This is a genomic window from Brevibacterium sp. MGP-B1, assembly GCF_057766545.1.
In genome coordinates this window covers 1,631,907-1,655,568 of record NZ_CM173407.1, presented here as the reverse complement: position 1 = coordinate 1,655,568, position 23,662 = coordinate 1,631,907, and the positions used below count along the sequence as shown (strand labels likewise).

Here is a 23,662-nt window from a genome sequence, read left to right as displayed (position 1 = left end):
AGATTACTTGTCGTCGGATACCTGTTCGATCGGCACCTTGGTGTATTTGCCGTCCTCATTGAGAAAGGTTGCTTCCAGATTCGGGTTGAGGAGGTGGCCCTGTTCTGTGATCTCGTCGGGGAAGCCATTGACCTTGTACTTGTCATCGACCTCAGGCAGTGCCTCGCTGATGGCTTCGCGGATCTTCTCGGGGTCATCCGTTGTCCCCGCAGTCTCCATCGCCTTCGCGATGATCGCAATTCCCTGGTAGTTCAGTGCCGTTTCACTGGTCGGGACCTTCTTCTCTCCGGCCTTCTCAGCAAATTTCTTCAGGAAGTCCTCGGTACCGGGATCCTCATATTCGGAGACTGGCAGGACACCGACCGAATTCTTGAGATTGTCGAGCTTCGTCACCGTGGCCATTTCATCCAGTTTCGCCTGGTCCATGACGAGGAAGCTGCCCTTGAAGCCCTGCTTTCGAGCTTCTTCCATGATCAGTGCTGTCGGTTGGGACGGTCCGCCGACGAAGATGGCGTCGGGCTTCTCTGACAGGGCTTTCGAGACGGGGCCCGCAAAGTCGGACACGGTGGCGTAGTCGACGCTGTTGTCGCCGCCGATCTTCCCGCCGGCTTCACTCCAGGCATCCTTGATCGACTTGGTCCACTGTTGTCCGTACTCACTCTGAGTACCTAGCAGAGCGAGCTTCTTGCCTCCGTGCTCCATGGCAGTTTCGGAGAATTCCTCGGCATAGGACTCGAAGTTCGGAGGAATCATCATCGTCAGAGGGTTGTCGGCCTGCACGATCGCCGGGTCAGAGGTGTAGGCGGAGATGAGGAAGTTCGACCTGCCGCTGTTGATCTGCTGAATCGCCTTGATCGCTCCGGCGTTCGGGGAGACGACCACCGGGGCCTTGTCCTGATCGGCCAGTCGTTGAGCATTGCTTGCGGCGGTGGATGGTGCGTATTTGTCGTCGAGGGACTTCAGCTCGAGTGTCACGGGATTGCCGTCGACCTCTACGCCGTCTGCATTGAGATCGTCGATGGCCATTTCGAGACCGATCTTCACGTTCTCACCGTAAGCGGCGCCACCTCCGCTGAGCGGTCCGGTATAGCCGATGACAACCGTGTCGCCCTCACCCGAGCCACCACCGCCTCCACACGCTGTGGCGGTCAATGCGATGGCACCCATGATTGCGGCTGCCGAAAGTCTGCGGCGGCGACTTCGCGAGACAGAGTTCATCTTTTCTCCTTTGAAAAGCTCTTGGAACACGTTTGCTCCACACGTTGCCCGAGCCGTCGGCAGTGACGGTGCTCGGAGTCGTCGGCAATCCGTAATGGACTTCGACTGATGTGAACACTTCCAAATCACTCTGGTGAAGTCAATGGTTTTGAGCTAGATTTTTGAACGTTCGATAATCTTCGAGATCGGACCTGGCTTGGAGAACATAAGGCGAGGTCGCGCGACATGCGCGCAGAATCGTCAAGAGCTGTTTCGGGTCGCTGACATGTTCGAGGCGGCTATCTGTCTGAAAGGTGAGCAAACAATCGTTCAGTGACGGAATTGGTCTACAGTGGGCATTACTGCCTGCGAGATCTGTGTCACATCAGGTCCGATGCGGGCGCGAACCGCAGTTGCAGACTCGGTTCCCCACGGCAATGACGCAACATCATCTTTAGGAGCTTGTTCATGACTCGTACAGCAATCGTCACAGGTGGAGGCCGCGGCATCGGAGCCGCCATCGCCAAGCGACTCGGAGCCGACGGACTCAAGGTCGCCGTTCTTGATATGGGCCCCACCGATGAGACCGTTGCCGCCATCAAGGAAGCCGGCGGCGAAGCGCTCGGCCTCGAAGCCGATGTCTCTGACGAAGACTCGGTCAACGCTGCGGTCAAGCAGGTCGCCGAGACCCTCGGCGCGCCGACCGTTCTGGTCAACAACGCAGGTATCCTGCGTGACAACCTCCTGTTCAAAATGACTCACGAGGAGTTCAACAAGGTTCTCTCCGTCCACCTCGGGGGAGCGTTCCTCATGGCGCGGGCCGTGCAGTCCTACATGGTCGAAGAGAAGTTCGGTCGCATCATCTCGATGTCGTCGACCTCGGCTCAGGGCAACCGCGGACAGACGAATTATTCCGCTGCTAAGGCGGGCATCCAGGGCATCACGAAGACCTGGGCGATCGAGCTCGGCAAGTTCGGCATCACCGCGAACGCCATCGCTCCCGGCTTCATCGAAACCGACATGACCAAGGCCACCGCCGAGCGCGTAGGCATGGGCTTCGAGGAGTTCGTCGAAGCCTCTGTCCAGCAGATTCCCGTGGCACGATCGGGCAAGCCCGAGGACATCGCCCACACCGCGTCGTTCCTCGCCTCCGAGGGCGCCGGATTCGTCTCCGGTCAGGTCATCTACGTCGCCGGCGGTCCGAAGGACTGATCGCCACCGTCCTCACGACGAGTTCACGAACATCTTTGAAAGGTGAGACCCATGAGAGAAGCAGTGATTGTGTCGACGGCTCGCACGCCGATCGGCAAGGCCTACCGTGGTGCCTTCAACGACACCCAAGCTCAGGAGTTGGCCGGCCACGCCATCAAGCATGCCGTGGAGCGCGCCGGTCTGGAAGGCGGTGAGGTCGAGGACGTCGTCTTCGGTGCTGCTCTGCAGCAGGGCAGCCAAGGGACGAATGTCGCTCGACAGGCAGCGCTGCGAGCCGGTCTTCCTGTGACGGTTCCAGGCATGTCGATCGACAGGCAGTGCGCTTCCGGGCTGATGGGCATTACGACCGCGGCGAAGCAGGTCCTCTTCGACGGCCAGGAGATCGCCGTCGGCGGTGGCGTGGAGTCGGTGTCGCTGGTCCAGAATGACAAGATGAACACGTTCCGGGCCAAGGATCCGTGGCTCGTGGAGCGCATCCCGGGCATCTACTACCCGATGCTGGCCACGGCCGAGGTCGTGGCCGAACGTTACGGCGTCAGCCGTGAGGCTCAGGACGAGTACTCCTTGTCTTCGCAGCAGCGTACCGCCGCTGCTCAGGAGGCCGGACGGTTCGATGACGAGATCGTGCCTCTGCCGACGACGAAGGTCGTCGTCGACAAGGAGACGAAGGAGACTTCGCGTCAGGATGTGCTTCTCGAAGCCGACGAGGGCAACCGGCCGTCGACGACGATCGAAAGCCTCGCCGGACTCAATCCGGTTCTCGAACCCGGTGTGGCGTCGAAGGTTCCGAGCATCACCGCGGGCAATGCCTCTCAGCTCTCCGACGGAGCCTCCGCTTCGGTGGTCATGTCGAGCGATGAAGCCAGCCGCCGCGGACTCGAACCGTTGGGCATCTATCGCGGCATGGCCGTGGCCGGCTGCGAGCCGGACGAGATGGGCATCGGACCGGTGTTCGCCATTCCGAAGCTGCTGAAGACTCATGGTCTGTCGGTCGATGACATCGGGCTGTGGGAACTCAACGAGGCGTTCGCCGTGCAGGCACTGTACTGCCGTGACCGGCTCGGCATCGACCCGGAGAAGTACAACGTCGACGGCGGCGGAATCTCCGTCGGACATCCATATGGGATGACCGGTGCTCGCCTCGTCGGACACGCTCTCATCGAGGGACGTCGCCGCGGAGTGAAGTATGTCGTCGTCACGATGTGCATCGGCGGCGGCCAAGGCGCAGCCGGACTGTTCGAGGTCTGCTGAGGCATTCCGCCGGCAGCTCAGCAGGAACGGAAGGCCGGCGATTCTCTGGTCATTCTGACCGAGAATCGCCGGCCCTTTCTGCGTGCTCCGTCGATGTGGAGACCGACGACTCTCGGGTTGAGAGGACTTGCCTCAGGGCATTGCGGGGTTGTCGGAGTCGTCTCAGAACGGTGGAGGTTCGCCGTTGTCCCAGAACCAGCTGCGCAGTTCGGCGTTGTCCTCGTCTGTACGCGCGGTGCCAGATGTGGTGCCGGAACTGCTCGGCGCAGGAGTGGGTGTGAAAGCGAAGAGGTCCTCGGCGGTGAGCTCCCTCCAGCCAGGGGATCCGTCGGCCGCGGCCGGTTCAGGGCATTCCCGTGCTCGCTTCCGATCGCCGGGCGCGTGATCAGCGGTGTTTGCATCGCCGCTGTGTCCATCGCCGCTGTGTGCAGACGACGTCTCGGCGCCAGACTCAAGATCGCTGCCGGACCCAGGACCGCTGCCGGACCCAGGATCACTGTTGGGCCCAGGACCGCTGCCGGACTCGTGCTCGGCTGCTGGAGCGCTTTCGCGGGTCAGAGGACCCTCTGTGCTCAGCTCCTCCGGTGCTGGTCGTCCCATGCGGGAGAGGCCCCTGCCGAACCGTTCGAGGAACAGCCGGGCATGCTCGACGCTGATCGGGTTGTCCGGTGAGACGACCTCCACGGTGACGCCCTTGCGGAAGACGTACTCCAGGTGGCCGGGTTCGGCCATCCGCACGTCGAAACTGCCGTTGGTCTTCTGCATGTGGTGGGCTTTGCACAGGCAATGGAGATTTCCGAAGCGGGTAAGACCACCCTGGGTCGGGTCGGAGTGGTTGAACGGGTCGATGTGGTCCACCTCTGTCACTTCAGCGGGCTGGGTGCACCCGGGGAAGGTGCACGTCACGAACTGAGCGACGAGAGTTTTGCGTACGCTGTTGGGAATGGCGTATGACGTTGCCTTCGCATCGACCGGTGTTCCTGTCGCAGGGTCGGTCAGCAGCCGGGTCCAGGTGGTGGAGTATCCTGCGACCCGCCGTGCCATGTCGGCGGGAATCGGTGCCCCATCTGGAAGCATGCCCGCCAGATCGCACACCTCATTTGAGGTCAGCGGTCCGTCAGGTCCTGTAGCCGGTGTGTTTGAGTCGGTCGGTGCTGTCGGTGGTTCGGCAGTGGCTGGCAGGTCCGGGGAACCCATGGGCGGCAGTGGCGCATCAGGGGGATCGGTGCTCAGTGGCGGTGGACCCGGCAGATCGTTTGTCGGCGGCGGCGCGCCCGGGGGATCGTTTGTCGGCGGCGGCGCGCCCGGGGGATCGGCGGTAGGTGGCGGAACGCTGTCGTCTTCCGACTGGAATTGGCTGAGCAGTGTCAACATAGGAACTGTGATGAAGGTGCTGGCCTGATTTGCCAGCCAATACTCACTGGTCGGCATATCAAGCAGGAACTCGAAACTGATGCGGCGCTCGCCGGCGTCGAGGATGGGATTGCCGAAAGCATCGATTGCTCCGGCTGTCTCTGCTCCGGTGCCCTCAGCTGCGGGGCGAGCTCCGCCGGCACGCGATCCGATGAAAGTTGAGAGCGCGTCGACCTTGTCGCGGTCTGTGGCGCTGTTGCTGCTGAGGATGGCCTCGAGCAACTGGGATTCGAAGACGCGGTCGGCCGGTGTGGTGGGTGCATCGGTGGTGGAGTCATCTTGCGCGGAGGTTTCCGAATCGGTTGGCACAGGTTGAGCCTGTGTTTGGCAGCCGGTCTTGTCCATGTCGTCGAATACCCGCTCGATGTAGTCGAGCAGGGACTCACCCTCGTGCATCGGGGTGCCGTCGGGTCCGGCGAAGAGGCCGTCGAGAGGGAAATCGGTGCTTGTCGACGAGTTGTCGGCGTCGTTCGTGCTGATGATGCGCAGCTTCAGCTGCGGACGCGTGCGCGTGAGGATGTCGAACATGAGAGCCGAGATCGTACGCTCCTCATCAAAGCAGTCTCCAGCCTTCAACTGACCTGAGAACGCATTCGTATTGCTCTTATGCACTGCTCGGGCAAAGGCGTCGAGCCTTCTGAAGCACGCTTGAAGCTCCGGTGCGGGCCCGGTCAGGGTGAGGTACGCAGTCCCATCGTCGCCGCTGCTGAAATCGACCCGACGACACAGTGAAACACTCTTCAGAGTGTCCTCGGCCGGTTGGATTACCGCGATTTTCAAGGCGACCGAGCGCTTGAACGTCTCGATCGTGATGTCGGCGCGTCTGTGCGCCAGGTAATCGTCGAACTCCGGCAGGTGCTCGAAGTGCAGGTCACGGCATGCGCGAGTGACACAATCGACGTGCTCGATCGTGAAGTCCCCATCGAGGCATCGCTTGAGGAACTTCGGAAGTCCCTGGGTCAGCGTCATCGACGAGGTCATATGCCTGAGCGAGTTACTCGTCGTTGCGCCGAGGAGACTCGAATAGACCCCGGCCTCGGTCGGTTCGATGCTGCCGCGCAGCCACGTGAAGAACGTCAGTTTCGGGTCGTAGCCGGGAAAGTCAGGCAGCAGAGCGGGGTCGGTCAGCAGCTGCTTTGCCAGCTTCTTCACGCGACGAGTGCGGCGACCGGCAGCGCGGTCCTTCTTCGGTCCTTTGTCTGCGTTGATCTTCCTCCCGGTTTCGGCCTCGACAGCGGCCACTGCCTGGGTCCATGCACGTGTCTCTCTTCGGGTCCAGGTTCTGGTCGACGAGAATGCGTCGTCGTCAGCAACGACGACGATGCAGTCGTCGCCGTCGGACTCACGATCGACTCCCTTGCCCTCGGGCAGACGGTGCCGGGCAGCGGTTCTGGTAAAAGATGCGAATTCGTAGACCGTATCGAGCCGAGTGCCCATGAGCCCCAGAGCGTAGGCGACATCCTGGGCCACGACATGGCTGGTGGCGATGAAGGAATTGACCTGGGCGAGGCTGCTCTGCGCATAGGTGCTCAGCAGGTCGACAAGCTCATTCTCCTCGGCGATCTCCATGCGACGTCCGTGAGCACGGTGGAACTGGGACAGAGCTCGACGGTCAGCCCCTGCAGGGGGAGCAGTGGGCAGACCGAATGCCTGTCCGTCGCTGTCTCCGATGTTCTTCATCGGTCTCTCACCTCTCCACGCCTCTGTGGAAGTTGTTGGTTGGGGATGTCGCCTATCTCAATTATACGATCCACAGAATGAATTGAATGTCACAATTCGATTGCAAATCGAACTTACTATCGATAGTGGTGCGTAGAATATTTTTAGTTTGAGTCGGGTCGGTCACTGATCTGTTTGTCATCCGACTCTACAGTTCGGCACTGACACGACATTGCGATCCGGCCTGAACTCGCGTCCCCGCTGCAGCATTCCTGCGAAACCGTCCCCGGCGCCCCGGTTCGCTAGAATCGGGGACGTGGCAGCGATCGACAAAGACATTCTCCGTTTGGCCCTTCCCGCACTCGGAGCCCTGATCGCCGAACCCATTTTCCTGCTTACGGACACGGCCATGGTCGGCCACCTCGGTGCCGGTGCCCTGGGATCGCTGGCGATCGCCTCGACGATCCTGCAGACGGTGCTCGGTCTGATGATCTTCCTCGCCTATGCTACGACGCCGCGGGTGGCGAAACGGATGGGATCGGGGGACCGGCCGGGCGCGATCACGGCCGGATTCGACGGAATCTGGCTGGCTCTGGGCACCTCCGTCCTGCTCATCATCATCGGGCTGCCCCTGCTGAATACAGCGATCGAAGCCTTCGACCCGGATCCCATCATTACCGCGGGCGCACACTCCTACCTGGCGATCTCATGGTGGGGGCTGCCATTCATGCTCATGGTCATCGCGGCCACCGGACTGCTGCGCGGACTCCAGGACACGAAGACCCCGCTGCTCGTCGCGGCCGCCGGGTGCATCGCCAATATCGGACTCAACGCCATCTTCATCTACGGACTCGACATGGGGGTCGCAGGATCGGCGATGGGCACTGTCATCGCGCAGGCCGGAATGTGCGCGGTCTACCTCACCATCTCCATCCGCGCGGCTCGTCGCCTCCACGCCAGCATCCGCCCCGACTGGACAGGCGTGTTCACCTCGGCGAAGACTTCCGGATGGCTGTTGGTGCGCAATGCCTCGCTGCGCGCTGCCCTCATCCTCCTCGTCTTCCTGGCCACGGCGATGGGCACGACCGATCTCGCCGCGATCCAGGTCGCTCAGAGCATCTTCTTCGCTCTCGCCCTCGCCCTCGATTCCTTGGCCATCGCGGGCCAGGCGATGATCGGCCTCGAGCTGGGGGCGAAGAACACCGAGGCGGTCGCCGCGATCAACCGCCGCCTGTGCCTGTGGGGAATCGTCTTCGGCATCGTCGTCGGCGTCGTCCTGTTCGCGGGCTCCGGAACCATCCCTCGCGCCTTCGCCTCCGACCCGGCTGTGGTGTCGGTCCTGGCCGCACTCCTACCGGTCCTCGCCCTCAGCATGCCGATCGCAGGGTACGTCTTCGTCCTCGACGGAGTGCTCATGGGAGCTGAGGACGCGAAATATCTGGCTCTGGCACAATTGGTCGCTGTGATCGGATACGCGATTCTGCTCATCCCGATCATCAACATCTGGCCGGGAGCACCCGGGCTCTGGGCCGGCTTCTGCATCGGATTCGTCGGTTTCCGCGCCCTGACACTGGGCTGGCGAGTACGCAACCGGGCGTGGATCGAACGCGCCGTCGAGAAAGGAATCTCATGAACGCTGCACACACTGACGCTCATGATTCGCAGAACACCTCCGCCGATCCGCAGGACACTTCCGCTGATCCGCAGAACACCTCCGCCGAGGCGGCCGCCGCCGCTCTGCGCGGACGGATCCGTCCGCTCCCGGCCGAGACCGATGACGAGACCTTCCTGCCCTTCCTCGATCTGTGCTTCAACTGGTCAATGGATAGGCCCCGAATCGAACTCGAGGACCTCCGATACCGCAGCGATGCCGTCTTCTACTACCGCGGCTGGGGACGCGAGGGAGATATCGCCGTCGCCGCGCACGCCGAAGCCGATGCGCAGTCACCGATCGTCGGACTCGCCTGGGTGCGCCTGGCCGATATCGACGACGTCGTCGGGAGGGCCGACGAAAAGGTGGGCGGAGACTTCGCCGCAGCCCTGGACAAGACCGGCACCGAGGTGGTCCGCAGCGAAGTCGTGCCCGAGGGTGAGGCTGGGGCTGGGTCTGGGGCCGGCTCAGGTTCAGGTGTACCGGCCGGCACCGACACCGACGGGGCCGCAGACGCAGACAACGCAGCCGCTGAGCCGGCAGCCGCTGAGTCAGCAACCGCCGATCTGACGCCGTCGGATGAGCAGATGCCCTTCACCGGCTACGGCTGGGTCGCAGCCGACATTCCTGAACTCTCGATGGCAGTGCTGCCTGACCACCAGGGGCAGGGAATCGGCGGCGCCCTTCTCGACACGGTCTGTGCGCTGGCGCGGATGAGCGGCTTTCCCGCCGTCAGCCTGTCCGTCGAGGACGGCAACGGTGCGGCGAAACTCTACACCGATCACGGATTCGTGTCCGTCGGACGCAACGGCGACTCGGACGTGCTCGTGCGCAAGCTCGGCTGAGGCGCAGTCAGCTCCTCAGGTCCCTGACCTCTTTACGGAAGCTCCGGAAGTTCGAGCTCCTCGAGCCAGGGGCGGACCACCTCGGCGATGTCACGGTCTGCCACCTCGGAGATGCAGCGGATGAACTCCTCGGTGCTCACCGACGAATGGCGGTACCGCTTGGTCCACTCGCCGACAGCGGTGAAGAACTCCGCATCGCCGAGCTCGAGGCGCAGGGCATGCAGGCACAGGGCACCGCGCTTGTACACGCGGTCGTCGAACATGTCCGGCCCACCCGGATCGCCGAGCATGATGTCCTGCGGCTGAGCGGACAGCTCCTCCCACCACTGTCGCGCACGTTCATCGGCACTTGCACGTCCGGACTCCTCCGACCACAGCCACTCCGCATAGCAGGCGAAGCCCTCGTTGAGCCAGATGTCCCTCCATCGGGACGGCGTGAGCGAGTTTCCGAACCACTGGTGCGCCATCTCGTGGGCGACGAGGCGCTCGGCTTCCCACTCGGGACCCAAGTGGTTGGGCCCGAGCACGGACAGCGGCTGCGACTCGAGCGGGATCTCGAGCACGTCATCGGTCACGACCACGTCATAGACCTCGAACGGGTAGGGACCGAAGCGGTCGATGAACAGGTTCATCATTCCGTGTTGGACGCCGAGGCGCTCGACTGCCACATCCCAATGATCATCGGCATAGACGCCGAGGGGAACAGGGGACTCGGTGCGGCTGTGCGTCGTTCGCTTCCCCGAAGAATCGTGAACAGACACGTCCTTGCCGGCAGCACCGGCGACTCCTCGGACAGCGCTCGACAGAGCATCGCGGGCAGAGCCGGCAACGGCATCCTTCGCAGCCCCCCGCATCGCAGCACCGAACCTCGTCGCACCGGAACTCAGCGGGATCTGTCCGTACTTGTAGCGACCGATCTGCACCGTCGCCAAGTAGGTCGCCAGGGGAGTCGTCGACTCATACGTCCAGCGGGTCCGCCCGGCCTTGCGGGTCTTCTTCGTCAGCGACCCATTGGACACCACCGTGTACTCGGACTCGACGAGCACGGAGACCCTGTACTGGGATTTGTTCGAGGGATGGTCGTTGCACGGGAACCAGGTCGAGGCGCCGACGGGCTGACCGGCCACGAGCACTCCGTCTTCGAGCTCCTCCCAGCCGACGTCGCCCCAGGTGCCGATTGCCGGTTCCGGATTGCCCGTGTAGCTGATGTCGATGACCACCGGCTGGTCGCTCTTCAGCGCCGGGGTCGTCAGCCGCAGCTTCTTCCCTCGTGCGGAGAAGCGGACCTTCTTGCCGTTGACGCTGGCCTTCGTCACCCGCAGACCCGTGAGATCGAGGATGATCGACGAAGTGTCCGCGAGGACACGGCCCTTGAGCACCGCCCTGGCGGAGAGCCGATTCGGACCGATCCGATAGTCGAGGTCGAGATCGTAGTGGTCGATGTGAAGGTCCGCGTTGCCGACGCCTTGGGTATAGGAATCAAGCATGCGATCGGCTCGATCGGTCGCCGTCGGCCGCACTTCCGCCGGCGTCGTCGCGGCCGTCTTCGTCGCGGCCTTCTTCTTCGAGTGAGGGAAGTTCTGGGGCATCCACCCAGGGTATGACAGGATTGCCGCTGAAGTAGGCATGGGCCGGCACGAATTCGCCGCGCATGACCAGCGACGTCGCTCCCACCGTGGCGTTCTCGCCCAGCGTGGAGGCCGGGAGGATGACGCTGTTGGGCCCCAAGGTGGCACCGGGATCGAGCTGAACGGTATCAAGGCTCATCACCCGATCATGGAACAGGTGAGTCTGGACCACACAGCCGCGGTTGACAGTCGAGTTGTCTCCGAGATCGACGAGGTCGGCCTCCGGCAGCCAGTAGGACTCACACCACACGCCGTGCCCGATCTTCGCACCCATCGCCCGCAGGTACCACACGATCGCCGGCGTGCCCACGGCGTTCCGGGCGAACCAGGGGGCGGCCACGAGTTCGACGAAGCAGTCGGCGACCTCGTTGCGCCAGATGAATGACGACCACAGCGGATGCTCCCCGGGCCGGATCGGACCGGCGAGGATCCATTTCGCAGCCACGGCCAGTCCCGCCGCCACGGCACCGGCAGCCATCATGACGATCCCCGAGGTGAGCAGGGCCAGCAGCACGGAGGCGAGGAACGTCGTCGACTGAGCCGCCACCCCGCCCGGCAGACCGAGGAAGAGCCAGATGGTGAGCACGACTGCGGTGATGAGCACACCGCCGGCGATGATCGAGACGATCCGCAGAGTCTCCCAGAAGGCACGGGCGGCCTTGACCCCGAAGGTCGGGGCGTAGGTGAGCGACTCGTCGGATTCCACGGCGGCGCGGCGCAGCTGCACCGGAGGAGAACCGAGCCACGACGAACCCTTCTTCGCCTTCGCCGGCGCCGCCGACAGCACCGCAACCAGCGAGTTCTTCGGCACCCTGCGACCGGGGGAGGCGATTCCCGAGTTGCCGAGGAAAGCACGTTTGCCGACCTTCGCGCGCCCGGCCCGCATCCAGCCGTGGCCGAGCTCGTAGCTGGCGACCATCGTGTCATCGGCGAGGAAGGCACCGGCCGCGATCGTCGTCATCTTCGGAACGAAGACGACCGTCGAGATCTCCGTGCCGGGACCCACCTTCGCACCGAGGAGGCGCAGCCACCACGGGGTGAGCATCGACGCGTACAGCGGGAACAGCAGGTCGCGGGCCATGTCGAGCAGCCGCTCCGTCGCCCATACCCGATATCCGCGGGCCGAGCGGACGGGGAACTCTCCCTCTTCCATGCCGATCGCCAGGATCCGCACCGCGATGAGGATGAACAGGGCAGTGGTGAAGAACCACAGACAGGCCACGACCGGTGACCACGCCACCAGCAGCCATGGCGACTCGACGACCTCGATCCCGGACAGCGCGAACATCAAGGCGACGCCGGGCACCACAGCGAAATACGGCAGAAGCGCATTGATCTGGGAGCCGACGGCATAGAACAGGAACGGCAGACGCCGCCTGGGCGGGGGAGCAGGCCAGGACTTCTTCGCCTTTCCGACGCGCACGGCCGGTGAACCCGAGTAGATCTGATTCTTCCGCACCCGTCCGGTCACTGCGGATCCGGCTTCGATGAGGGCCCCGACGCCCACCTCGGCGCCGGGCATGAGCGTCGACCGGGCACCGATCGTGGCATTGCGACTGATATCGATGCGTCCGATGCGCAGCAGATCGCCGTCGACCCACCAGCCCTTGAGATCGACCTCGGGCTCGACCGCCGCACCCTCGCCGAGGGTGAGGAAACCGGTCACCGGCGGCACCGAATGCAGATCGGCATCGGGCCCGATGCGGTTGCCCAACAGCTTCGCATACCAGGTCACCCACGGTGCGCTCGCCACCGAGACCGCAGCAGCAAGATCGGCGATGTGCTCGGCCAGCCACAGCCGCTTGTGCACCCACCCCGAGCGCGGATAATCCCCGGGCCGGATCCCGATCATGAGCAGACGTGCTGCTCCGGCGGAGATGAGCATCCGTCCCCAGGCGGTGACGAAGACGAGGAAGAGGACGGCGACGACCGGCCACGGAGTCAGCGGCAGATCCGCGCCGAGCCCGACCCCGATATTGGCCGCCAGCATCGCCAGCACCACCCACCGAACCCCGCCGAGGATGTGCACCGGGATCCCGAGCAGAACCTGGAACGCCTGCATCCCCCGGGAAGTCCGTGTGATCGTGCGCTTGGGACCCGTCGGTCCGATGCCGGATCCTTCTTCGCCGAGGCAGAGCCTGGATAGGGCGCCGAAGCGCGGATGTGCGTAGATATCGCCGACGGTGACGCTGGGATGGCGGGTGCGCAGCCGGGACACGAGCTGCGCCGCGCCCAGGGAACCGCCGCCGGCGGTGAAGAAGTCCGTATCGCTGCCCGGACGGGCACCGAGGACTGCAGCCCACTGTTCGGCGACCCACTCCGTGTCCTCATCGAACACCTCATCGGGTCCGGCCGCCTCGGCGCCGTCATCGAGCGGCCACGGCAGGGCGTTGCGGTCGACCTTGCCCGAGGTCTTCGTGGGCAGGTCCTCGACGAGTGCCAGCCGGGGAACGAGCGCGGCCGGCAGTTCGTCACGCAGTCGGGCCTCCCAGGAGGGAAGGTCGGCCTCGCCGGAACCGGCACCGGGGGCGAGATAGCCGATGAGGACGTCCGTGCCGGCCGCGGTCTTCTTCACCGCCGCGGCAGCGCCTTCGACTCCGGGCAGGGCCTGCAGTGCGGCATCGATCTCGCCGAGCTCGATGCGCCTGCCCCCGAGCTTGATCTGCTCGTCGGCTCGACCGACGAAGATCAGTCCGGCCGGATCGTTGACGACGAGGTCGCCCGACCGGTACGCCCGGTCCCAGCCGAGACTCGGCATGGGGGCGAACTTCTCGGCGTCCTTGGCCGGATCGAGATAGCGGGCCAGACCGACCCCGCCGATGATGAGCTCACCGGTCTCTCCTTCGGCGACGGGCACGCCCTCGGCATCGACGACGGCCAGATCCCAGCCCTTGAGCGGCAGGCCGATGCGCACCGGCTCGGATCCGTCGAGCATGGCGGCACAGGCGACGACGGTCGCCTCGGTGGGACCGTAGGTGTTCCACACCTCGCGGTCGTCATCGCTGAGCCGACGCCCGAGCTCGGGCGGACAGGCCTCGCCGCCGAAGATGAGGAGGCGGACATTGTCGAGACTCTCCGCCGGCCACAGTGCGGCCAGGGTCGGAACGGTCGAGACGACGGTGATCTGCCGCGACGACAGCCACGGACCCAGATCCATCCCGGACTTCACCAGTGCACGCGGGGCCGGGACCAGGCATGCGCCGTGCCGCCATGCCAACCACATCTCCTCGCAGCTGGCGTCGAAGGCCACGGACAGTCCGGCGAGAACGCGATCGCCGGGACCCAGCGGCTCCTCGACGCAGAACAGGGCCGCCTCGGCGTCGACGAAGGCCGCGGCCGAACGGTGGGTGACGGCAACGCCCTTCGGGGTGCCCGTCGACCCGGAGGTGAAGATCACCCAGCAGTCGTCATCGGGAGTGGGGGACCGCAGCTCGGAACGGCCGAGGGGTCCGCGGTCGGTGCGGGATTCGATGTGTGGTCCGGCGGTGATCACTCCGGTCACGGCCGCCTCGGCGAGCACGGTGCGCGCCCGCTCATCCGGATCGTCGACGTCGACGGGAACGTAGGCCGCGCCGAGCATGAGCGTGGCGAGGATCGCCAGGTACAGATCCACCGACCCCGAGGGGACACGGACGCCGACCTTGTCACCGGGGCCGATCCCGGTCGCGGCCATCTCCAGCGCGAGATCGCGGATCGCGGTGATGAGCTCTGAGTAGCTGAGCACCCGGGTGCCGTCGTCGAGGGCCGGCTGGTCGGGATGCGCGGCGGCCGACTCGAGGAGGACGTCGATGAGGGTGCGGTCCTCACGGGGCCGTGCGGGGGACGGGAACTGCGGTGCGTATTCTCTCACGTGTCTTCCGGGTCGTTCGGGAGCTGATCGGCGCCGGGCCGGCCGGTACCGCCGGTGACCATAACCCAGGAAGGTGTCGCGGACGTGAACACGGGTCGGGGCGCGAACAGTGCGCATTCCGGTTCCGATGTCTGATCTTAAGTCACCGTTGTCCTCGACACCGCCCTGATCGTCACGGAGAGGTCGTCCGTGATAGATGTGAGGGGACGGCCGTTCACGGTCGACCAGCTGATTTTCAACGATGAGGAGCACGCCCATGGTCACAGTTCTCACCCACGCCACGGTCTTCGACGGAACCCGCTTCCTGCCCGGCACCCGGGACGTCGTCATCGACGGCGGACGGATCGCCTCGGTGGCGGAAGGAGGGCAGGGTTCGCACAACGCCGGAGACGACCACATCGACTGCGCGGGGAAGACGATCATCCCCGGAGTCATCGACTGCCACGTCCACCTCACGAGCAGCGGCGCGGCAGCCACTTCGAACTTCCACGACCCGTTCTCGCTCCAGTTCTACAACTCCGTGAAGAATATGGAAGCCACCCTCAAGGGCGGAATCACGACCGTGCGCGACGCCGGAGGCACAGACCTCGGTGCGAAGGTGGCCGTGGAGACCGGAGTGGTGCGCGGTCCACGGCTGACGATCGCCGTCAACATCATGTCCCAGACCGGTGGCCACGGAGACTTCCACCTCGTCTCCGGGGCGGAGTCTCCTTTCCTGGCCCCGCACCCCGGCCGGCCCTCGGGGGTGGCCGACGGACTCGAAGAGGTGCAGAAGAAGACCCGCGAACTGCTGCGGGCCGGGGCCGACCACATCAAGATCTGCTCGACCGGGGGAGTGCTCTCCCCTCGCGACGATCCGCGGCACTCCCAGTTCACCGAAGCCGAGATCGCTGTCATCGTCGCCGAGGCGGCCGCCCAAGGTGCTCATGTGATGTCCCACGCGCAGGGCGCACCGGGAATCAAGAACGCCGTCCGTGCCGGGGTGCGCTCGATCGAACATGGAATCTACCTCGACGACGAAGCCATCGACCTCATGCTCGAGCACGGCACCTTCCTCGTCCCGACTCTGCAGGCTCCGCAGGCCGTCATCAAGGCCGCCGACGCCGGTGCCGGACTGCCTGCCTCCGTCGTGGACAAGGCCCGACGCGTCGTCGACGCCCACCAGGAGTCGATCGGTCGGGCCCACGAAGCAGGAGTCCCGATCGCGCTGGGCACCGATGCCGGAGTCGGCCCGCACGGGGAGAACCTCGAAGAGATCAGCCTGCTCGCCGAGGTGGGACTGTCCACGACGGAGGCGCTCGCCGCCGGAACCTCCGTGGCCGCCCGCCTGCTCGATGACGATCGGGTCGGCCGAATCAGCGAGGGCGGACTGGCCGACCTCGTCGTTGTGGACGGCGACCTGCGCACCGCCGACGTCCGTGGAATCGAGAACCGGGTCGACTCGGTCTACCTCGACGGTGGGCACGTCTGAGGGGTTCACTTGAGAGGAACCTCGCCGAGGCGGTGCCGGGGATTCTCCGGCACCGCCTCGGGCGCTCCGACTGCACCGCCTCGTGGGCACCTGACGGCACAGCCGCCTCGGAGGGTGAGATCGGTCTCGACCGGCCGCCCTGTGAGGGAAACCTAACCTAACGGGGCTATGATGGGAGAGACCGATCCGTGAAGCCGCAGTCCGTCCGCGCAGCGGAAGGCCCAGAGAGAGGAGTGCGCCGCACCGATGAATCCGCTCGACTGGTCGTTTCCGATCGCAGTGACATGGCTGATCATGTTCGGCATCATCGTCGTCCGCGCCGGCGGCACCTTCCTCCTCGGCCGTTTCGCACGCAAGGGAATCCGCAAGTTTCATCGGGTCGAGAAGATCATGGCCGGACCCAAATACCGCCGCGCCGAGGACACCATCGACCGCTTCGGGGCACCCGTCGTGGCCCTGAGCTTCCTCACCGTCGGGCTGCAGACCGTGGTCAACCTCGCTGCCGGAACCACGGGGATGCGCTACCGCCGCTACCTCCCGGCGCTCGCCGTCGGCGGATCGCTGTGGGCGCTCATCTATTCGACCGTCGGGTTCCTCGGCTTCAAGGCGGTGGCCAAGGCCTACCAGGCCGAACCGGGACTGACCGTCGGGCTCGGTCTCGTCTTCGTCGTCGCGATCGGCGGTCTGCTCATCGGACTGCGCAAGGATCGCACTCCCGCCGAGGAATCGGCCTCCGCCTCGGCGAACTGAACGGCACCCCTGCTGACTTGCCGGCCACCTCGGCGCACTGAACGGCACCCCTGCTGACTCACCGGCCGCCTCGGCGAACTGAACGATCTTCGCCCGCGGCTCTCTGTGTCCACGCGGCAAGCTGCGTCCGTGTGGCAGACCGTGGTCCGATGCGCTGCGCGAGTTCAGTAGAGTAAGACAGCGTCAACGTCGACTGGACGAGCCTGCTCGTCGACAATGAGTAAAGGAGTCCCCGGATGGTCGTGGCCTGGTGGAGCATCATTCCGTTCGTTCTGCTGCTCGGATGCATCGCGGTGCTCCCGCTCATTCCGGCCACGGAGAAGATCTGGGATCGCAACCTCGTCAAACTCATCGTCGCGCTCATCCTCGGTGTGCCGATCGCCGTGTGGTTCCTGCTCAGCGGAGAGTCGACGACCGTCATCCACGCGCTGCTCGAGTACTTCCAATTCATCATGCTCATCGGCAGCCTCTTCGTCGCCTCGGGCGGAATCTTCCTCGTCGGCGACATCAAGGCGACACCTCGGAACAACACGATCTTCCTCGCCGTCGGCGGCGTGCTCGCCTCGTTCATCGGCACCACGGGTGCGGCGATGCTGCTCATCCGCCCGATCCTCAACACGAATCAGGACCGCAAGCACCGCACCCACACCGTCATCTATACGATCTTCATCGTCGCGAACTGCGGCGGTCTGCTCACACCGCTGGGCGACCCGCCGCTGTTCCTCGGAATGCTGCGTGGAGTGCCCTTCGAATGGACGTTCGGGCTCTGGCCGTACTGGCTGTTCGTCAACGCCCTGCTGCTCATCAGCTACTTCGCACTCGATACGAAGATGTATGCGAAGGAACCGGCCGAGGCGCTGGCCAAGGATGCCGAGTATGTGACGAAACTCGGCCTGCGCGGTGCCAGCGGTCTGCTGTTCCTCGCGATCATCATCGTGGCCGTCGCTTTCATCCCCTCGGTCGACATGCATACGATCGAAACAGGACACGCGAGCGCCTCGGACTTCGTGCCGTGGCGTGAACTCGTCATGCTCGTCTCCGCGGTGACATCATTCCTCGTGGGTGACCGCGGTGCCCGGTTCAACCTCAACAAGTTCACCTGGACGCCGATCCTCGAGGTCGGGTCGCTCTTCATCGGCATCTTCCTCACGATGATGCCGGCCCTGCAGTACCTGGGACAGATCGCCCACAAGATCCCGCTGGGCGAGATCTCCCTGTTCATCTTCACCGGCGGTCTGTCCTCCGTCCTCGACAATGCCCCGACCTATGTCACCTTCTTCGAGATGGCCGCCCAGGTGCCGGGCGAACCGAAGGTGGCGGGAGTGCCCGAGACTCTGCTCATCGCGGTCTCGCTCGGCGCCGTCATGGGTGGGGCCATCACCTACATCGGCAACGGACCGAACTTCATGGTCAAATCCGTCGCAGATTCGGCGAACGTCGCGATGCCGAGCTTCGGCGGCTACGTGTGGTGGTCGCTGCGCCGCCTGGTGCCGATCCTCGCCTCGATGGTGCTCATCTTCATGACCGGTTCACTGTGGTGGATTCTGCTCGGAGTCCTGGTCGCGCTCGTGATCCTCGGACAAGCCGGGCGTGACCTGCGCGCGGCGAAAGTCATCCAGGCAGAGTGAGGGCCGCAGCCGGGGTCGGCCTCTACTTCACCGGCAACGGTGCGGTCTTCGCCGCCCTCCTGCCGTGGTATCCGCTGCTCGTCGATCGACTCGGACTGAGTTCCTGGCAGTTCGGCCTCGTCGTCGCCTGCTTCGCCGTCGGATCGCTGCTGTCCACGGCCCTGCCCGCCGCCCTCATCGCCCGATTCGGAGCACACCGGGTCGTCATCGGCGGGACGGTGATGCTCGGTGCGGCCGCCTCGGCGACGGCGTGGTCGGTCAACGGCGTGATGATGGCGATCTGTCTGCTCCTGTTGGGGTGCTGCGATGCCATCGTCGATGTCGCGCAGAACGTCGTCGGCATCTCCGTCCAGGAGCGGGCCGGCCGCACGATCCTGTCGTCGATGCATGCGCTGTGGAGCCTCGGCGGTCTGCTCAGCGGAGCCGCCGCAACGGCGGCCGCCAGCGCAGGTGCCGACATGCGAGCGTGGCTGGGGCTCATCGGCGTTTCCGCCGTGATCATCACGATCGTGGGACGTCGCCTCATCGGTGGTTATGCCTCGCCGAGGCGGGTCGCCGATTCCGATGCCGCCCCGGAAAGCCGTGGCGGAGACGGGGCCGTGGGACGATCGAAACGGATGGTCCTCTGGGCGGCGCTGCCCTTGGCGGTCGTCGCGATCTGCGGTGCCGCGGTCGAGGACATTGCGAACAACTGGGCAGGGCTGGCCGCGGTCGAATTCGCAGGAATTCCGGCCGCCTCGGCGGGGATCGCCTTCAGCATCGTCATCGGCAGCCAGTGTCTCGGACGGTTCAGCGGGGACGTACTCGTGACACGGTTCGGGGCCGGCCGGATCGCGCGCTTCGGGGGCGGACTCATCGCGGCCGGAGGAATCGGCGTCATCGCAGCTCAGGAACCCGTTCTGCTGCTCGTCTCGATGGGAGCGCTCGGATTCGGGTCAGCAACGCTTGTGCCCGGCGCACTCGGAGCGGCCGCTCGTCTGCCCGGCGTCGGACGTGCCGGGGGAGTGACGCTGGTGAACTGGCTGATGCGGGTGGGATACCTCGGGACGAGTCCGCTGGTCGGGGCCGTCGCCACCGGAGCGGGACTGCGGTGGGGACTCGGCATCCTTGTGCTCGTCGGCCTCCTCACAGTGGTCTTCGCGAACCGTTTGGGCGTCCGTCGGACCTGACAGGCTCGGGAATGAAAAATGTGCCGCTCCTTCGTCTCAGCGAAGTGGCGACACATTCTATTGAAAGCGGGTGATGACCCGAGTGGTCGGGCTAGCGGGATTTGAACCCACGACCTCTTCACCCCCAGTGAAGCGCGCTACCAAGCTGCGCCATAGCCCGTTACCGTACTCCCTCGTGGGCAACGAGAACTAGCCTATACCGATCGGAGGCCAACTGCCAAAACCGCGTTCCGTGACCTTCGAAAAACAGGTATCATCCCAGGTAGATACCGAAGAAGCGGGTCTTGCAGATGCCTGACAGGGTGACTCGGTAACATTTCCGTTTCGTGATTGTTATGAAAGTGGCCCAGGCGGCTATGCTTGGTACACCGACAAACTAGAGGAGTCGACATGGCAGATCTGGATTATCCAGTGTCTTTGCGGTACTCGCGCGACCACGAGTGGGTTGCGACCACGGAAGACAATGCAGTAGTCCGTGTGGGTATCACTGATTTCGCCCAGGAACAGCTGGGTGACGTCGTCTATGTCGACCTGCCTGAAGCCGGGGATTCGGTCACCGCAGGGGAGTCCTGCGGCGAAGTCGAGAGCACGAAGAGTGTCTCCGACCTGATCGCACCTGTGTCGGGGACCGTCACAGAGGTCAACGACTCACTCGACGATTCACCGGAGACCGTGAACTCGTCTCCCTTCGAAGACGGATGGATGTATCTCGTCGAACTCAGTGACCCCGCACAGCTCGAATCGCTGATGGACAGCGAAGCGTACAAAGAGCTCATTCAGAGCGAGGAGGCGTAATGTCGCAGAACCACGATCAGAATCGTCCGACCCCCTCGCAGCCCTGGTATGACAACGGACAGGTCCCGCAGTCGAAGAAGTTCCCGTTCGGGGCCGGAAACGGCAATGGCGCTGACGAGTCGGCGACTCGGATGAACCCTCAGGTCGACCAGAACGGCCAGGGGAACACCCCTCCGTACGGTCAGCCTGCCGACGGGGCCCCGCAGGCACCGCAGTACGGCAATGGCCAGAACCACGGCGGAACACCGCAGGGCGGACAGAGCTACGGAAACGGCCAGCAGTTCGGCGGAACGCCCCAGGGTGGCCAGAACTACGGCGGAACGCCCCAGGGTGGCCAGCAGTATGGCAACGGTCAGCAGTTCGGCGGCACCCCGCAGGACGGACAGAACTATGGTGCGTCGCAGCCGGCGAATCAGCCGTATGCCGGACAGGGTCAGGGCAGCCAGGGGCAGCCGCAGTATCAGCCTCAGCAGAATCAGTATCCGCCGCAGAACTACGGCCGGCCGCAGAGCGGTCAGCCTCAGGGCGGCCAGGGTCAGCAGCAGTACGGCTCCAATGGTGCCGGTCAGTTTGCGCAGCCTCAGGGTAGCCAAGGTCAGCCGCAGTACGGGAACCATCCGCAGCAGGGCGGCCAGCAGCAGTACGGTTCGAACGGTGCCGGCCAGTACGACCAGTTCGATCCCAACCAGCAGCAGGGCAGCCAGCCCGGCCCCGGCCAGTATGGTCAGCCCCAGGGTGGCCAGCCGCAGTCCGGGCAGCCCCAGGGCGCTCCGACGAACGGTGGACAGGACCCGATGAACGATTCGGGCAGCCAGCAGTTCCAGGGAATCCTGGATCCGCACACCGGCGAGATCCACCCTGTGCCCGACCTCGAAGGTCTGCAGGACGCCGATGCTCTGCTCGTCGTCGTCTCCGGACCGGACTCCGGTTCACAGATCCTGCTCGACACCGACGTGGTCACGGTGGGTCGCAGCCCGAATGCCGACATCTTCCTCGATGACGTCACGGTCTCGCGTAAGCATGCCGAGTTCATCCGCACTCCCAGCGGGTTCACTCTGCGCGACACGGGTTCGCTCAACGGCACCTATGTGGGCCGTCAGCTCATCGACTCCATCGAACTGCAGAACGGAGCCGATGTGCAGATCGGCAAGTTCCGAATGATCTTCCAGCAGCGTCCGCGCTCCTGACCGGGGGATAATGTCAAAAGTCCAAGTCGAGGTTGTCGGCGTCCGCATCGAAATGCCCGCCAACCAACCGATTCTGCTGCTCAAGGCCAACGAGCCCGCGTACTACCTGCCGATCTGGGTCGGTGCGATCGAGGCCAATGCGCTCTCGATCGCGCAGCGGGGACTGACCCCGCCGCGCCCCATGTCACATGCTCTGCTGCTCGACGTGCTCGAGAAGTACGGGGCCGAGCTGCAGGACGTGACGATCACCGGCAAGGACGGTCAGATCTTCCTGGCCGAGCTGCACACGAATGACGGGAAGTCGATCTCCGCGCGCCCTTCGGACGCGGTGACTCTGGCGCTGACAGCCGACTGCCCCGTGTTCGTCGAAACACAATTGCTTGAAGAATCCGGAATCGAAGCCCCCGAGGCCGATGAAGAGGAAGTCGCACAGTTCAGAGACTTCCTCGACAATGTCTCGGCCGAGGACTTCGAGACCGGTACCGAAAACCCATGAAAGTGAAACATTGAGCCTCCACACCGATCCGGTCCTGTCCAACAGAGAAATCGCCGCTGCCGGCCACGACAATCTCCGCGGTCTCGACGACTGGCGAGAGATGGATCCGAAGCAGCAGCCGACGTATCTCGACAGTGCTGCGCTCGACGAGGTGCTCACCGATCTGCGCAACTCACCCCCGTTGGTCTTCGCCGGTGAAGCCGATGTGCTCAAGCAGCGTATCGCCGCCGCCTCGCGCGGAGAAGCTTTCGTCCTGGCGGGCGGCGACTGCGCCGAATCCTTCGACGGAGCCCAGGCGGACAAGATCCGGGCTCGTGTGCAGACGGTTCTGCAGATGGCGGCCGTGCTGACCTACGGCGGATCGATGCCCGTGGTGAAGATCGGCCGCATGGCCGGTCAGTTCGCGAAGCCGCGTTCGGCCGATATGGAGACCCGTGACGGAGTCACCCTGCCGTCGTTCCGCGGCGACATCGTCAACGGCTACGAGTTCACCGAGGAATCCCGCCGCCACGATCCGGAACGTCTGCTCAAGGCGTACCACATCTCCGCTTCCACGCTGAACCTCATCCGTGCGTTCACCCAGGGCGGCTTCGCCGATCTGCGATTCGTCCACGACTGGAACCGCGGTTTCCTCGCATCGAACCCCGGCTACCAGCGCTACGAGCAGACCGCTGCCGAGATCGACCGTGCCATCCGCTTCATGGATGCCTGCGGAGCCGACTTCGATGCGCTCAAGACCACCGAGTTCTACGCCGCCCACGAGGCGCTGCTGCTCGAATACGAACGTGCACTGACTCGCATCGACTCACGCACCGGTGAAGCCTACGACGTGTCCGGACACTTCCTGTGGATCGGTGAACGCACCCGCGAGATCGACGGCGCCCATGTCGACTTCCTGTCCAAGGTGCGCAACCCCATCGGCGTCAAGCTCGGACCCACTGCCACGGCTGATGACGCCCTGGCCCTGGCCGAGAAACTCGACCCGGACGCCGAGCCCGGCCGCCTGACCTTCGTCACCCGCATGGGTGCCGGTCAGATCGGTGAGTCGCTGCCGGCTCTGCTGTCGGGAATCGGCGACCGTCTGCCGCATGTGACCTGGGTCTGCGACCCGATGCACGGCAACACGATCACCTCGAACACCGGGTACAAGACCCGCCGCTTCGAAGACGTCATGGCCGAGGTCGAAGGATTCTTCAACGCGCACCGCGATGCGGGCACGATCCCCGGTGGACTGCACATCGAACTCACCGGCGATGACGTCACTGAGATCATGGGCGGGGCCACCGAGATCGACGACGAGGGCCTGCGTCGCCGCTACGAGACCCTCGTCGACCCGCGCCTCAACCACGATCAGTCGCTGGAGATGGCGTTCCAGGTCGCCGAGTACCTCACCCGTCGGCAGTAATCGCCAACACTGACAAAGCCGGGGGCTCCGCAGAATCTCTGCGGAGCCCCCGGCT

General features: G+C 64.6%; 16 protein-coding genes and 1 tRNA gene. 12 read left to right on the top strand and 5 right to left on the bottom strand.

The features are described 5' to 3' along the window. Positions 1-3 precede the first annotated feature (3 nt). Complete coding sequence (locus AC3CD9_RS07575; RefSeq protein ID WP_259358865.1) at positions 4-1,218, bottom strand: ABC transporter substrate-binding protein; 1,215 nt, start codon at positions 1,216-1,218, stop codon at positions 4-6. Positions 1,219-1,665: 447 nt separating this feature from the next. On the opposite strand from AC3CD9_RS07575, the gene AC3CD9_RS07570 reads away from it, so the two are divergent. Continuing rightward, positions 1,666-2,409 carry an SDR family oxidoreductase gene (locus AC3CD9_RS07570; protein ID WP_262774934.1) on the top strand — a complete coding sequence of 248 codons (744 nt, stop codon included), beginning with the start codon at positions 1,666-1,668 and terminating at the stop codon, positions 2,407-2,409. 51 nt (positions 2,410-2,460) lie between these two features. Then, complete coding sequence (locus AC3CD9_RS07565) at positions 2,461-3,660, top strand: acetyl-CoA C-acyltransferase (protein ID WP_488367062.1); 1,200 nt, start codon at positions 2,461-2,463, stop codon at positions 3,658-3,660. 162 nt (positions 3,661-3,822) lie between these two features. Here AC3CD9_RS07565 and AC3CD9_RS07560 read toward each other — a convergent pair whose 3' ends face one another. Further along, on the bottom strand, positions 3,823-6,753 hold the full coding sequence (locus tag AC3CD9_RS07560) for a hypothetical protein (protein WP_488367061.1): 2,931 nt from the start codon (positions 6,751-6,753) through the stop codon (positions 3,823-3,825). A gap of 295 nt (positions 6,754-7,048) precedes the next feature. On the opposite strand from AC3CD9_RS07560, the gene AC3CD9_RS07555 reads away from it, so the two are divergent. Together AC3CD9_RS07555 and AC3CD9_RS07550 are read left to right on the top strand one after the other, a co-directional pair. Beyond that, complete coding sequence (locus AC3CD9_RS07555; protein ID WP_488367060.1) at positions 7,049-8,365, top strand: MATE family efflux transporter; 1,317 nt, start codon at positions 7,049-7,051, stop codon at positions 8,363-8,365. Further along, complete coding sequence (locus AC3CD9_RS07550; RefSeq protein ID WP_488367058.1) at positions 8,362-9,228, top strand: GNAT family N-acetyltransferase; 867 nt, start codon at positions 8,362-8,364, stop codon at positions 9,226-9,228. The genes AC3CD9_RS07555 and AC3CD9_RS07550 overlap by 4 nt, the downstream gene beginning before the upstream one ends. Positions 9,229-9,260: 32 nt before the next feature. Here the strand turns inward: AC3CD9_RS07550 and AC3CD9_RS07545 are convergent, their stop codons facing one another. Continuing rightward, positions 9,261-10,817 carry a M1 family metallopeptidase gene (locus AC3CD9_RS07545; RefSeq protein ID WP_488367057.1) on the bottom strand — a complete coding sequence of 519 codons (1,557 nt, stop codon included), beginning with the start codon at positions 10,815-10,817 and terminating at the stop codon, positions 9,261-9,263. After that, on the bottom strand, positions 10,708-14,706 hold the full coding sequence (locus AC3CD9_RS07540) for a Pls/PosA family non-ribosomal peptide synthetase (protein ID WP_488367056.1): 3,999 nt from the start codon (positions 14,704-14,706) through the stop codon (positions 10,708-10,710). The genes AC3CD9_RS07545 and AC3CD9_RS07540 overlap by 110 nt, the downstream gene beginning before the upstream one ends. 256 nt (positions 14,707-14,962) lie before the next feature. On the opposite strand from AC3CD9_RS07540, the gene AC3CD9_RS07535 reads away from it, so the two are divergent. From AC3CD9_RS07535 to AC3CD9_RS07520, 4 genes are all read left to right on the top strand, one after another. Further along, complete coding sequence (locus AC3CD9_RS07535) at positions 14,963-16,177, top strand: metal-dependent hydrolase family protein (protein WP_488367055.1); 1,215 nt, start codon at positions 14,963-14,965, stop codon at positions 16,175-16,177. Positions 16,178-16,423: 246 nt separating this feature from the next. Continuing rightward, on the top strand, positions 16,424-16,927 hold the full coding sequence (locus AC3CD9_RS07530) for a DedA family protein (protein WP_488367054.1): 504 nt from the start codon (positions 16,424-16,426) through the stop codon (positions 16,925-16,927). Between the two features lie 236 nt (positions 16,928-17,163). Next, a complete protein-coding gene (locus tag AC3CD9_RS07525) occupies positions 17,164-18,555 on the top strand; it encodes a sodium:proton antiporter (RefSeq protein ID WP_488367053.1) in 1,392 nt (463 codons plus the stop codon). Then, positions 18,552-19,724, top strand: coding sequence for an MFS transporter (locus tag AC3CD9_RS07520; protein WP_488367052.1), 1,173 nt, complete (start codon positions 18,552-18,554; stop codon positions 19,722-19,724). The genes AC3CD9_RS07525 and AC3CD9_RS07520 overlap by 4 nt, the downstream gene beginning before the upstream one ends. An 83-nt stretch (positions 19,725-19,807) precedes the next feature. Here the strand turns inward: AC3CD9_RS07520 and AC3CD9_RS07515 are convergent. Beyond that, positions 19,808-19,884, bottom strand: a tRNA-Pro gene (locus tag AC3CD9_RS07515). Positions 19,885-20,114: 230 nt separating this feature from the next. Here AC3CD9_RS07515 and gcvH point away from each other — a divergent pair. From gcvH to AC3CD9_RS07495, 4 genes are read left to right on the top strand one after another with little or no spacing between them, the layout of a single operon-like run. Further along, positions 20,115-20,519, top strand: a complete 405-nt coding sequence (gene gcvH / locus AC3CD9_RS07510) for a glycine cleavage system protein GcvH (protein ID WP_101553342.1) — start codon at positions 20,115-20,117, stop codon at positions 20,517-20,519. Then, entirely contained in the window at positions 20,519-21,706 is a 1,188-nt protein-coding gene (locus AC3CD9_RS07505) for an FHA domain-containing protein (protein ID WP_488367050.1), read from the top strand. The genes gcvH and AC3CD9_RS07505 overlap by 1 nt, the downstream gene beginning before the upstream one ends. 10 nt (positions 21,707-21,716) lie before the next feature. Continuing rightward, the gene (locus tag AC3CD9_RS07500) at positions 21,717-22,202 is read left to right on the top strand and encodes a bifunctional nuclease family protein (RefSeq protein WP_488367049.1); all 486 of its coding nucleotides are present in this window, start codon (positions 21,717-21,719) and stop codon (positions 22,200-22,202) included. A 10-nt stretch (positions 22,203-22,212) separates the two neighbouring features. Next, positions 22,213-23,607, top strand: coding sequence for a class II 3-deoxy-7-phosphoheptulonate synthase (locus AC3CD9_RS07495; protein ID WP_173153058.1), 1,395 nt, complete (start codon positions 22,213-22,215; stop codon positions 23,605-23,607). Positions 23,608-23,662 lie beyond the last annotated feature (55 nt).

Bases quoted from the DNA above. Each gene is read 5' to 3' on its own strand.
- AC3CD9_RS07550 (WP_488367058.1), top strand. From the start codon at position 8,362: ATGAACGCTGCACACACTGACGCTCATGATTCGCAGAACACCTCCGCC.
- AC3CD9_RS07565 (WP_488367062.1), top strand. From the start codon at position 2,461: ATGAGAGAAGCAGTGATTGTGTCGACGGCTCGCACGCCGATCGGCAAG.
- AC3CD9_RS07530 (WP_488367054.1), top strand. From the start codon at position 16,424: ATGAATCCGCTCGACTGGTCGTTTCCGATCGCAGTGACATGGCTGATC.
- AC3CD9_RS07570 (WP_262774934.1), top strand. From the start codon at position 1,666: ATGACTCGTACAGCAATCGTCACAGGTGGAGGCCGCGGCATCGGAGCC.
- AC3CD9_RS07535 (WP_488367055.1), top strand. From the start codon at position 14,963: ATGGTCACAGTTCTCACCCACGCCACGGTCTTCGACGGAACCCGCTTC.
- AC3CD9_RS07560 (WP_488367061.1), bottom strand. From the start codon at position 6,753: ATGAAGAACATCGGAGACAGCGACGGACAGGCATTCGGTCTGCCCACT.
- AC3CD9_RS07575 (WP_259358865.1), bottom strand. From the start codon at position 1,218: ATGAACTCTGTCTCGCGAAGTCGCCGCCGCAGACTTTCGGCAGCCGCA.
- gcvH (WP_101553342.1), top strand. From the start codon at position 20,115: ATGGCAGATCTGGATTATCCAGTGTCTTTGCGGTACTCGCGCGACCAC.
- AC3CD9_RS07505 (WP_488367050.1), top strand. From the start codon at position 20,519: ATGTCGCAGAACCACGATCAGAATCGTCCGACCCCCTCGCAGCCCTGG.
- AC3CD9_RS07545 (WP_488367057.1), bottom strand. From the start codon at position 10,817: ATGCCCCAGAACTTCCCTCACTCGAAGAAGAAGGCCGCGACGAAGACG.
- AC3CD9_RS07525 (WP_488367053.1), top strand. From the start codon at position 17,164: ATGGTCGTGGCCTGGTGGAGCATCATTCCGTTCGTTCTGCTGCTCGGA.
- AC3CD9_RS07500 (WP_488367049.1), top strand. From the start codon at position 21,717: ATGTCAAAAGTCCAAGTCGAGGTTGTCGGCGTCCGCATCGAAATGCCC.